Below are 12,035 nucleotides of genomic sequence, written 5' to 3'. Positions count from 1 at the left end.
CGCCGCGGCCGGCCGCGTCGCGGCCCCCCGCACCCCCGCCGAGGTCACGCTCGCGGAGATCTGGGCCGAGGTCCTGGGCGCGTCCCCCGGAGAGGTCGGCGTCGACGACAACTTCTTCGCTCTCGGCGGCGACTCGATCCTCGGCCTCCAGGTCGTCTCCCGGGCCAGGCGCGCGGGCCTGAGCCTGACCGCCAAGCAGATCTTCCGGCACCAGACCATCGCCGACCTGGCCGCCGTGGCCGCCGCCGAGTACGCGCCGGCCACGCCCGCGCTCCCGGCCGTCGGCGACGTCCCCATGACCCCCATCCAGCACTGGTATCACGAGGAGTTCCCCGATGGCGCGACGCACTTCAACCAGTCGATGTTCCTGGAGCTCGCTCCCGACGCCGACCCCGGAGCCCTGCGCGCCGCGTTCGCGGCGGTGCTCGATCACCACGACGCGCTCCGGCTGCGCGTCGAACACACCGGCGGCGGCCTTCGGCAGCGCTACGCGCCCGCCGAGACGGCCGAGGTGCTCCGGGCGGTAGACCTGGCGGACCTGGACGACGCCGGACGGGAGCGCGCCGTGCGCGCGGCCGTCCTGGAGGCGCAGCGCGGGATGCGGCCCGACACCGGCCCGCTCATCCGGGCCGTCCTGTTCACCTCCGGCCCCGGCCACGCGGCCCGCCTGTTCGTCACCGTCCACCACCTCGTCATGGACGGCGTCTCCTGGCGGGTGCTGCTGGGCGACCTGGCCGCCGCCTGCGAAGGGCGCGGGCTGGAGCCCAGGTCCAGCTCCTACCGCGACTGGTCGGCCCGGCTGAGCGAGGCGGCCTCGGCCGGCAGGTTCGACGCCGAGCTGCCGTACTGGACGGCCGCCGAGCGGCGCATCCAGGACGCGCCACCGCTGCCCGTGGACGGCGAGGGGGAGAACACCGTCGGCGCGGCGCGCACCGTGACCGTGCGGCTGAGCGCCGAGACCACCCGCGCCCTGCTGCGCGACGTGCCCGACGTCTACCGCACCCAGATCAACGACGTGCTCCTCAGCGCCCTGGCCACGGTCCTCGCCGCTTGGACCGGCGGCGACACCGTCCCGGTGGAGATGGAGGGGCACGGCCGCGGGGACCTGTTCGACGACGTGGACCTCTCCCGCACCGTCGGCTGGTTCACCAGCCTGTATCCCGTCGCCCTGACCCTGCCGGCCCGGCGGGACTGGGGGAGCGTGCTCAAGGCCGTCAAGGAGGGGCTGCGCGCCGTCCCCGCCTCCGGCCTCGGTTACGGCGTCCTGCGCTACCTCGCCCCCGGCGGCACGCTGGGCACCGGCCGCGGCTGCCAGGTCGGGTTCAACTACCACGGCCGGTTCGACCTGACCACCGGCGACGACGGCCTGATCCGCGGCTGGCTGCCCAGCCCCGTCCCCGACCGGAGCCCGGACCTGCCGCGCCAGAACCTCATCGAGATCACCGGCATGGTGCGCCAGGGCCGGCTCGCCTTCGACTGGGAGTACGCCGCCGGCATCCACCACGAGGAGACCATCGCGCGGCTCGCCGCCCGGTTCGTGGCCGCCCTCGCCGAGATCGCCGAGCACTGCGCCACCCCCGGCGCGGGCGGGCGCACCCCGTCGGACTTCCCCCTCGCCGGGCTCGACCAGGAAGGCGTGGACGCGATCGCCGGCGACGGCCGGTCCGTCGAGGACGTCTACCCGCTCACCCCCATGCAGAGCGGGCTGCTCTTCCACTCGCTCGGCAAGCACGAGAGCGACATCTACTACACGCACTTCGGCCTGGTGCTCGACGGCGTCGCCGACCCCACGGCGCTCGCCGCCGCCTTCCAGCGCGTGGTGGACCGCACCACGATCCTGCGCACCGCCGTCACCGGCGAGGACGTGGGCGTCCCGCTCCAGGTGGTCTACCGCGACGTCCTGCTGCCCGTCACCCAGCACGACTGGCGCGGGCTCGCCCCGGACGAGCAGCGCGAACGCACGCGGCTGCTGTGGGAGGAGTGCGCCCGCGAGGAGCTCGACCTCGCCACCCCGCCGCTCATGGGCCTGCACATCGCCCGCCTGTCGGACACCAGCGTGCAGATCCTGTGGTCATCGCACCACATCCTGCTGGACGGCTGGAGCTTCGCCGACGTGCTGTCGGAGGTGTTCGAGGAGCACGCCGCCCTCACCGGGGGGCCAGTCACCCCGCCCAAGGCCCGGCGGCCGTACCACGACTACCTGCGCTGGCTCTCCGAGCAGGACGAGAGCGCCGCGGCCGGGTACTGGACCCGGACGATGGCCGGGTTCACCGCGCCGAGCCCGCTGCCGTACGACCGGCCCCCGGTCCGCGCCCACCAGTCGCGGGACACCGCCTGCCTGAAGCTGGAGCTGCCGCCCGAGCGCACCCGGCGGCTGGAGCGCTTCGCCCGCGACGCCCGCGTGACCGTGAACACCCTGATCCAGGGCGCCTGGGCGGCGGCGCTGTCCCGTTACGGCGGCGAGCGGGACGTGTGCTTCGGCACCACGGTCTCCGGCCGCCCCGCCGACCTGGCGGGCTCCGACGAGATGATCGGCCTGTTCATCAACACGCTCCCGGCCCGCGTCCGCGTGGACCGCGACCTCGACGTGCTGACGTGGCTGCGCCGCATCCAGGAGCAGCAGGTGGACGCCCGCCAGTACGAGTACGTCTCGCTCGCCCAGGTCCGCCAGTGGAGCGAGATGCCGCCCGGCAGCAACCTGTTCGACAGCGCCGTGGTGTTCGAGAACTTCCCCTACGACGACCAGGCGGCCGGCCGGAACGGGCTGAGCATCCGCGAGCTGACCAGCGTGGAGACCTCCAACTACGCTCTGACCTGCGTCGCCCACATGACCGACACGCTCGCCATGCGCCTCGGCTACGACCCCGGACTGTTCGACGAGGACACCGTGCGCGGCTTCGCCGACCACCTGCTGCACCTGCTGGACGCCATGGTCACCGGCGCGGACCGGCCGCTGCGGGCCCTGCCAGTGGCCGGGGAGGCCGAGCTGCGCAGGCTCCTGGTGGAGTGGAACGACAGCACGAGCGGCTACCCGGAGCGCTGCCTGCACGACCTCGTCGCCGAGCAGGCCCGCCGCGTCCCCGAGGCGCCCGCCGTGGTGTGCGCCGGCGAGCGGCTGACCTACGCCGAGCTCGACGCCCGCGCGAACCGGCTCGCCCACGAGCTGGCCGGGCACGGCGTGGGACCGGAGGTGCCCGTCGGGATCTGCCTCGAAGGCGGCCTCGACATGGTGACGGCGGTGCTCGGCGTGCTCAAGGCGGGCGGCGCGTACGTGCCGCTCGACCCCTTCTACCCGAGCGACCGGCTGGCCTACATGGCCCGCGACACCGCGATCCCGGTCCTGATCACCCAGTCCCGCCTGGCCGACCGGCTGCCCCCCACCCAGGCCGAGGTCATCTGCCTGGACGAGCGGGCCGAGGCCATCGGCCGGCATCCGGACACCGCCCCCGAGGCCGCCGTCACCCCCGGCAACCTCGCGGTGCTCGTCTACACCTCCGGCTCCACCGGGCAGCCCAAGGCCGCGATGCTCACCCATCGGGGCCTGGTACGGCTGGTGCTCGCCTCCGGCGCGCACACCTTCGGCGGCGCCGGCACCATAGCCCAGCACCACTCCATCTCCTTCGACGCCTCCCAGAACGAGCTGTGGAACGCGCTGCTCACCGGGGCCTGCCTGGTGGTGCAGCCCGGCGACTTCCGCTCGGTGGACCAGCTCGACGACTTCCTGCGGACCTACCGGGTGTCGGCGATGTCGTTCGCGGCCGGGTTCTTCCACGCCATCGCCGACACCGATCCGGGCATCCTGTCCGGGCTGCGGAAGGTCGTCGTCGGCGGCGAGGCCCTGTCGCCCGCCCACTGCGCCCGGGTCAAGAAGGCGCTGCCCGGCCTGGAGATCGTCAACGCCTACGGCCCCACCGAGTGCTCGGTCACCGCGTCCTGCTTCCCCGTGGACGAGATCGCGGCGGGCGACGGCACCGTCCCCATCGGCCGGCCGGTCGCCCACGCCCGGATCTACCTGCTGGACGGCGACCTGAACCCGGTCCCCGCCGGCGTCGCTGGGGAGGCCTACATCGCCGGTGACGGCGTCACCCGCGGCTACTGGGCGCGGCCGGCGATGACCGCCGAGCGGTTCGTGGCCGACCCGTTCGGCCCGCCGGGATCGCGCATGTACCGCACGGGCGACCTGATGCGGTGGCGATCGGATGGCACCCTGGAGTTCGTCGGCAGGACCGACGACCAGGTCAAGGTCCGCGGCTTCCGGATCGAGCTGGGCGAGATCGAGCAGGCGGTCACCCGGCACCCGGCGGTCGCCCAGGCCGCGGTCGTCGTCCGCGAGGACCAGCCGGGGCACCGGCGCCTGGTGGCCTACGTCGTGGCCGAGGCGGGCACCGGGATCGAGCCGCGGGAGCTCGGCGGCTTCGTCGGCGGCCGGCTGCCCGAGTACATGGTGCCCGCGGCGTTCGTCGTGCTCGACCGGCTCCCGCTCACCTCCCACGGCAAGGTGGACCGGCGCGCGCTGCCGGAGCCCGGCCAGGACGAGGCCGGGCGGCCCTACCTCGCCCCCCGCACGCCCGCGGAGGAGGCCATGGCCGCCATCTGGGCGAAGGTGCTGGGCGTCGAGCGGGTCGGCGTGCGGGACAACTTCTTCGAGCTGGGCGGCGACTCGATCCTCAGCATCCAGGTGGTCTTCAGGAGCCGGCAGGCGGGCCTGCCCATCTACTCCAGCGACCTGTTCCGCCACCAGACCGTCGAGGAGCTGGCCGCAGCGGCGGGCACAGTGGCGGGCACAGCGGCAGGCACGGGCGCGCCCGCCCAGGCCGCGCAGGCGCCGGTCGAGGGCGAGGTGCCGCTGACCCCGATCCAGCGGGAGTTCCTGAGCACGCACACCGTGGCCCCCCACCACACCGTCCAGTCCGTGCTGGCCGAGCTTGCGGAAGGCGTCGACGAGGCCGCACTCCGCACCGCGCTGGCGGCCGTCCTCCGGCAGCACGACGCGCTGCGCATGCGCTTCGTGCGGGAGGACAGCCACTGGACGCAGTACAACGCGCCGGAGGAGTCGGCCGAGGTGCTGAGCCGGCACGACCTGTCGGCGCTACCGGAGGAGGAGCTGGCCGGCGCGATGGACGCGCTGGCCGTGGCGGCCGACTCGTCCATGGACCTGGCCGGCGGCCCGCTGCTGCGGGCGCTGCTGTTCGACCTCGGGCCCGGCCGGCGGCCGTGGCTGTTCATCACCGTGCACCACCTGGTGGTGGACGCCGTGTCCTGGCGGGTGCTCAACGACGACCTGGACACCGCCTACCGGCAGGCCGCGGCAGGCGAGCCCGTGGACCTGGGGCCCAAGACCTCGTCGTTCCAGCAGTGGGCGCGCCGGCTGGTCGAGCACGTCGCGGGCGGCGGGTTCGGCGAGGAGGTGGCGCACTGGTCGGCGGTGCCGGAGAGCACGCCGCTGCCGATCGACCGCGAGGGCGAGAACGTCGTCTCCTCCCGGCGGATCCTGCGGGTCTCCCTGGACGAGCGCGAGTCGGCGGCACTGCTCCACCTGGCCCCCGGCGTCTTCCGTGCCCGCGTCAACGATGTGCTGCTCAGCGGCCTGGCCTGGGCGCTGTGCCGGTGGACGGGCGAGGACCGGCTCGTCATCGAGCTGGAGGGCCACGGCCGGGAGGAGATCTTCGACGACATCGACCTGTCCCGCACGGTCGGCTGGTTCACCAGCTCCTATCCGGTCCTGCTGGACATGCCCGCCCTCGCCGATCCGGCCTGGCCCGCCGTGGTCAGGTCCGTACGCCGCTCCCTGCGTGCCGTGCCCGGCAACGGGCTGGGCTACGGGGCGCTGCGCCACCTCGGGGACACCGAGCTGGCCGGGCGCCGCTCACCCGAGGTGCTGTTCAACTACCACAGCCAGATCGACGAGATCACCAGGACCGATGGCAGGTCCCTCTACCACGCCTTCCACGACACCGTCGGCCAGGAGCAGGACCCCGGCGAACGGGTGCTGCACCTGCTGGAGGTGGTCGGCGCGGCCGAGGGCGGTGCGCTCGCCTTCGACTGGCACTACTCCGAGGCCCTGCACGACAGGGGGACCGTCGAGCGGGTCGCCGGGGACTTCCTGGCCGCGCTGCGCTCGATCGCCCGCTCCTGCGACCCGACGATCGAAAGGTGAGGCCCGTACGTGGATGACATCACCGCACGGCTGGCGCCCCTGCTGCGCCGGCACCGTGTCCCCGGAGCGCAGCTCGCCGTACGGTGGCGGGGGCGGACGTTCACCGCCGAGGCGGGTGAGGAGAGCAGCGGCGCCGGCCGCCCGGTCACCGGCCGGTCGGCGTTCCCGCTCGGCTCGCTCACCAAGCCGTTCACCGCCACGCTGGCGATGATGCTGGTCGCCGACGGCGACCTCGACCTCGACGAGCCGCTGGCCGCCTACCTGCCCGGGCTCCGGCCCGGGGCGGGGCGGGCGACCCTGCGCCAGCTGCTCAGCCACTCGGCCGGGTTCCCGGCCAACGTGGAGGAATCGGCGGCGGGCCTGACCCGCCGCCGCTGGGCGGAGACGACCGCGGGCGCGGTGCATCCGCCAGGCTCCGCCTTCTCCTACTCCAACGCCGGATACCTCCTGGTGGCGCACCTCATCGAGGACCTCACCGGGATGAGCTGGCGGGCGGCCGTGGAGTCGTTCCTGCTGCGCCCGCTGGGCATCGAGCCGCTGTTCGCGGTCGGCGCCCGGCGGGCGGCGGGCGGCAGGCCCGCGGCCGACGGTCACGTGGTGCGGCCGGGCGGCGTGGCGCTGCCGATCGCCGAGCAGTCGGTGACCGCGCTGGAGGAGCCGGTCGCGGGGCTGGCCGGGAGCGCGTCGGATCTGCTCGCGCTGGCCGCGCTGCACCTGCCCGGCCACGAGGGCCCCGGCCTGCTGGACCCCGCGAGCGCCGCCGAGATGCGCCGCGACCAGCTCTCCGGCCTGTCCGCGGGCGCGTTCGGCCTGGCGGACGGCTGGGGCCTCGGCTGGTCCCTGTACGCCACGGCGTCGGGGACGTGGTTCGGCCACGACGGCACCGGCGACGGCGCCTGGTGCCACCTGCGGGTGCAGCCGGAGACCGGGGCGGCGGTCGCGCTGACCACCAACGGCAGCAACGGCGCCGCCCTGTGGGAAGCGCTGGTGGAGGAGCTGCGCGCAGCCGGGCTGGACGTCGGCCACTACCCCCTGGGGGCGCTCGCCGGCGCGGGCACGCCCCTGTCGGGCGACGCGCCCGCGAACACCGGATGCGCGGGCCGGTACGCCAACGGCTCCTGGACCTGCGCCGTGGAGGCGGCGGACGGCGGGCTGTACCTGTCCGTCGGGTCGGGACCGCGGTGGCGGCTGCGCTGCTTCGAGGACCTGCGCTTCACCACGGAGGGCTCGGACGCCGGGTCGATGCCCTACATCGGCCGCTTCCTCCGCGATCCCGGCTCGGGGACGATCGAGCTGGTGCAGATCACCGGCCGGCTGGCCCGGCGCCATGGCTGACGCTCTCCAGCAGATCCTCCCCGATCACGGGGAGGATCTGCTCCTTCATGTCGTGGATGAAGAAGTGGCCGCCCTGGTAGAGGCGCGTCCGGCACTCGGCAGTGGTCTGCCGGTCCCACTGCCGCAGCTCCTCGGGGGTGGCGTACTCGTCGTCGCTGCCGCCGAAGACCGACATCGGGCAGGCGAGCGGCGGCTCTGGACGGTAGCGGTAGGTCTCGGCGACGGTCATGTCGGCGCGCAGCATCGGCAGCAGGGCCTCGAACAGGGCCGGGTCGTCCAGCAGCTCCGGAGGCGTCCCGCCGGTGGCGCGCAGCCACCGCGCCAGCTCCGGCGTGGGCGCGTCGTGCACGAGCCGCCCGCGGAGTGGCAGCTGGGGCGCGGACCGGCCGGAGACCAGCAGCCTGGCCGGCTCGCCGAGCCCGGTGCGCCGGAGCCACCGGCAGCTCTCGAAGGCGATGAGCGCGCCCATGCTGTGGCCGAACCAGGCGTGCGGCCGGTCCAGCAGCGGCGCGACGCCCCGCACCAGCTCGGGCACGAGCTCCTCGGCCGAGGTGTAGGGAGTCTCCCCGTAGCGCATCTCGCGGCCCGGCAGCCGCAGGGCGACCACCTCGATCTCGGGCGCGAGTAAACGCGCCCACGTCCGGTAGACGCCCGCGCCGCCGCCGGCGTGGGGCGCGCAGAAAAGCCGCATCCGCGGCTGCTGAATAATGCCCCAGCGGACGTCCCATCCGCTGATGGACGTCATTTTCACGGCCTGGTTGCCGGCCATTTTCCTCATCGGTCGCCCTCTCGGGTCGGAAGTGTCGCGGGCGGGGCAGCGCGCGGGAGAATCCGCAGGCAGCCAGGGCAGTATCGTCTCCTCCGCAGTGATCCGAGTCCACATTTTTGAATTATACGGAAAATACGCAGGTCGCCATTTCCGAGCCCTTGTGGTGATTCTTTCGACAGCTATTATCAGTGTTATTCCACTGCTGAGCGAGGTGCTTTATGACCGTGATACAGAGTCCGCCGCTGATCGAGATGGGGAATCTCACCCAGTACGAATACCTGGCCCTGAACAGTCCACTCAACCTGTCCGACGGCCACGCCCGCCAGGAGCTCACCCCCAGCCAGTCGAGGATCATCGAGGAGCTGCCGAGCCTGTGGGCCGACGCCATCAAGCGGCCGGTGAGCGAGGTGGAGGCCGACGCCCGCAGCGCCTTCTTCGGCCTGTTCGGCCAGCACAGCTATCCCCGGGGCGAGGGCCGGGTGCTGGCCTGCTACTCCTCGTCGGTGGCCATGGAGATCTTCGCCAGGTCCCTGGCCGGCGTGAGCGACGCGATCGGCCTGATCCACCCGACCTTCGACAACATCCCCGACATCCTCCGCGGCGTGGGCCTCCGGCTCGTACCCGTCGAGGAGGAGGTCCTGCACGAAGGAGAGTTCGACCCCTATCTGATGACCCAGGTCGGCGCCATCTTCGTCACGACGCCCAACAACCCGACCGGCCGCGTGGTGTCCGAGGAGCGGCTGCGCATCCTGGCCGAGCAGTGCGCCATGTACGACGTGGTGCTGGCGCTGGACACGTGTTTCCGCGGGTTCGACACCCGTGCCCACTACGACCACTACGCCGTGCTGGAGGAGAGCGGCTGCCGCTGGGTGGTCATCGAGGACACCGGCAAGCTGTGGCCCACGCTCGAGCTCAAGATCGGCTGGCTGGTCTCGCCCGAGCACGTGGGCCTGCCGCTGGAGAAGGTGTACTCCGACATCCTGCTCGGCGTGTCGCCGCTGGTGATGTCGATGGTGCGGCGCTTCGCCGAGGACGCCGCGGGCGGCGGCCTGGCCGAGCTGCACGACTTCATCGCCGGCAACCGGGCGCTGGTCCGCGCGGCGCTGGCCGACCTGCCCGAGGTCGAGTTCCTCGATCCGGACTCGCGGGCCAGCGTCGAGCGGGTCGGCATCGGGTCCCGCTCCAACCTGGCCGTATGGTCGGCGCTGAGCGAGCACAACGTGTTCGCCCTGCCCTGCCAGAAGTTCTTCTGGGCCGATTCCGCCCGCGGCGAGGGCATCCTGCGCATCGCCCTGGCCCGGCCGCCGGCGGCGCTCGCGATCGGCGCGGCGACCCTGCGGACCGTCCTGTCGGAGATCTGATCGGCATGGCCGGGGAGTTGGCCGGACCACTGTCCCACCACAGGCGGTGGTACCCGGACGTGGTGCAGCAGGTGGCCCCGCCGAAGACGTTCGACCTCGGCCCGGGCTACCTGGAGCCGGCGCTGCTGCCGGTCGACCTCCTCCGCCAGGCCTACGCCGACGCGCTGGCCGAGTTCGGCTCGGCCGCGCTCAGCTACGGCCCCAACGCGGGGGCGCTGCCCCTGCGGACGCTGCTCGCCGACCGCCTCGGCCCTCCGTGCACGCCCGACCACATCATGGTGACCTCCGGCACGTCCCACGCGCTCCACCTGATCGCGGCCGTCCTGTTCCGGCGCGGCGACCTCGTCCTCGTCGAACAGGTCGGCTACGACCTCGGCCACGCCATCCTCTCCGACAGCGGCCTGCGCCTGCGGGCCGTCCCCATGGACGCATCCGGCATGGTGCCGGAGGCGCTGGACCGGGAGCTCGGCGCGGCCGGGGGGAGCCGGACGTTCGTCTATCTCAACCCGACCTTCCACAACCCCACGGGGATCCTCGTGCCGTCCGCACGGCGGCGCGAGCTCATCGAGGTCGCGTCCCGGCACGAGGCGATGATCGTCGAGGACGACGCGTACGCGGAGCTGGCCCTGGGCCGGAGCGGCATGCCTGACTCCATGGCCGGCCTGTCCGGATACCGCGGGGTGATCCGGCTGGGCTCCTTCTCCAAGTCCCTGGCCCCCGGCCTGCGCCTCGGCTGGCTGGCGGCCGATCCGGGGACGGTGGCCAGGATCCAGGCCCACGGGGTGTTCGACAGCGGCGGCTCGCCGAACCACCTGGCCTCGCTCGCGGTGACCACCCTGCTGATGAACGGGTCCTACGACTGGCACCTGAACTGGCTCAGGTCCTGCCTGCGGGCCCGGCGGGACGTCCTCGTCGACACCCTGCGGGCCGGCCTGGGGGAGGAGTTCACGTTCGACCGGCCGGGAGGCGGCTTCTTCCTCTGGCTGAACGCGGAGGGCGGGCAGGACGAGCAGGCGCTGCTGACCAGCGCCCGCGACGCGGGCGTGATCGTCAATCCGGGCTCGCGGTTCGGCCGGACCGCGAGCCCCGGGATCAGGCTGGCCTTCAGCTTCAACTCGCCCCGCAGACTGGCTGCCGCGGCACACAGGCTGGCCGCGGCCTGGAACCCGACAGATCGGACACATTCATGCACCTGACAGAACCGCCGGAACTCCGCGGATACAGCCTTCCGCTGTCGCCCTCGGGGCGGGCGGCCATGGTCAGCCCGCCCCCGTGGTACTTCTCGGGGGACGTGATCATGGTCGAGTACCGCGCCGACCCCGAGGCGGCGGCGGCCTTCTTCCCACCCGGGGTGGACCCCGGGCCGGATCCCGGGGCCGCCGCCGCCGTCTTCGCCCACTGGCACTGGCGCTCGGAGACCGAGAAGGAGGCCGACGACCCCGCGCGCAACCAGTTCAACGAGTTCCTGATCCTGCTCGGCTGCTCGGCGGAGGGGCGCCCGATGGCGCGCTGCCCCTACGCCTGGGTGGACGAGGCCATCCCGATGGCCCGTGGCTGGATCCAGGGCATGCCCAAACAGTTCGGCGCCGTCCACCTGACCCATCCGAAGCCCATCGGCCGCACCGGCCCGCACCTGGCCGAGGGCGGCGTCTTCCGCGGCGTCGCCTCCCAGTACGGCGCCCGCATCGCCAAGGCGAGCGTCACCCTGACCGTCCGGGGCGGCGACCCGCCCCTGCTGCACACGGTGCCGCTCGTCCACACCCGGCACTTCCCCGCCTGGGCGCCGGCGGACGAGCCGGTGTCGCAACTGGTCGCCTCAGAGGTCAAGGACGTGGAGTTCGGCGAGATCTGGGAGGGAGAGGCGAGCCTGCACTTCGCCGACGACCTCCCCGACGATCTCGCCACGCTCGCTCCGCTCCAGGTGGGCAGCGGTTTCGTCTTCTCCTACGCCGAGACGCTGTGCCACGGCCGGATGCTTTTCGCAGGTGAGGCAGTGCAGGGATAGGCCAGAGGTAGCGGCCCCGTAAAGGATCCAACCATGAGATCAAGACAAGCGATCGCCGCCACCTTCATCGCCCTCTTCGCCCTCCTGAGCTTCGGAACCGTCGCCGCCAACGCAACGACGACCTCTCAGTGCACGCAGTACGACCCGCCCTGGGGAATGTGTTAGGGCACCGCTCGTGCGAGGCTCGCCAACCCTTCTTGAGCGCGGGCGGCCCCCACGTCGTCGCCGAGCGCGTGGTACAGCGCCCGGGCTGTCGTGTACTCGGCCGCCGCCAGCGTCATCTCTCCGCATTTGACATATTCCGAGGCCAAGGCGTACCGCGCCTTGGCCTCCGTACGCCGGTCACCGGCGATCTGCGCCAGCTCGCACCCTTCCAGCAGATTGAGGAACCCAGCGTGACGCCCACCC

7 protein-coding genes are annotated in these 12,035 nt (G+C 73.0%); 5 read left to right on the top strand and 2 right to left on the bottom strand.

Features of this window, described 5'->3' with window-relative positions:
- Together ETD85_RS53585 and ETD85_RS53580 are read left to right on the top strand one after the other, a co-directional pair.
- Nucleotides 1-6,157 (top strand): non-ribosomal peptide synthetase (locus tag ETD85_RS53585; RefSeq protein WP_138697566.1); only part of this gene is annotated, 6,157 nt, incomplete at its 5' end.
- Between the two features lie 9 nt (nt 6,158-6,166).
- On the top strand, nt 6,167-7,492 hold the full coding sequence (locus tag ETD85_RS53580) for a serine hydrolase domain-containing protein (protein ID WP_138697565.1): 1,326 nt from the start codon (nt 6,167-6,169) through the stop codon (nt 7,490-7,492).
- On the opposite strand, the gene ETD85_RS53575 is transcribed toward ETD85_RS53580, so the two are convergent.
- Nucleotides 7,461-8,183, bottom strand: coding sequence for a thioesterase II family protein (locus ETD85_RS53575; protein ID WP_170247341.1), 723 nt, complete (start codon nt 8,181-8,183; stop codon nt 7,461-7,463). The two genes, ETD85_RS53580 and ETD85_RS53575, sit on opposite strands and share 32 nt — an antisense overlap.
- A gap of 296 nt (nt 8,184-8,479) precedes the next feature.
- Between ETD85_RS53575 and mppP the strand changes: the two genes are divergently transcribed.
- The 3 genes from mppP to mppR are packed head-to-tail and all read left to right on the top strand — an operon-like array spanning nt 8,480 to nt 11,627.
- A complete protein-coding gene (mppP, locus tag ETD85_RS53570; protein ID WP_138697563.1) occupies nt 8,480-9,622 on the top strand; it encodes an enduracididine biosynthesis enzyme MppP in 1,143 nt (380 codons plus the stop codon).
- A 5-nt stretch (nt 9,623-9,627) separates the two neighbouring features.
- Nucleotides 9,628-10,818 (top strand): aminotransferase-like domain-containing protein, encoded by a 1,191-nt coding sequence (locus ETD85_RS53565; RefSeq protein WP_138697562.1) that lies wholly within the window; start codon nt 9,628-9,630, stop codon nt 10,816-10,818.
- Entirely contained in the window at nt 10,809-11,627 is an 819-nt protein-coding gene (gene mppR / locus ETD85_RS53560; protein ID WP_138697561.1) for an enduracididine biosynthesis enzyme MppR, read from the top strand. The genes ETD85_RS53565 and mppR overlap by 10 nt, the downstream gene beginning before the upstream one ends.
- A 161-nt stretch (nt 11,628-11,788) precedes the next feature.
- Here mppR and ETD85_RS65195 read toward each other — a convergent pair.
- Nucleotides 11,789-12,035, bottom strand: a 247-nt coding sequence (locus ETD85_RS65195; protein WP_206059458.1) for a hypothetical protein, incomplete at its 5' end; no start/stop codon positions are given.

Origin of the sequence: Nonomuraea zeae, assembly GCF_005889725.1 — a bacterium.
Taxonomy (GTDB): domain Bacteria; phylum Actinomycetota; class Actinomycetes; order Streptosporangiales; family Streptosporangiaceae; genus Nonomuraea; species Nonomuraea zeae.
This window is presented reverse-complemented; position numbering and strand designations above follow the sequence as displayed.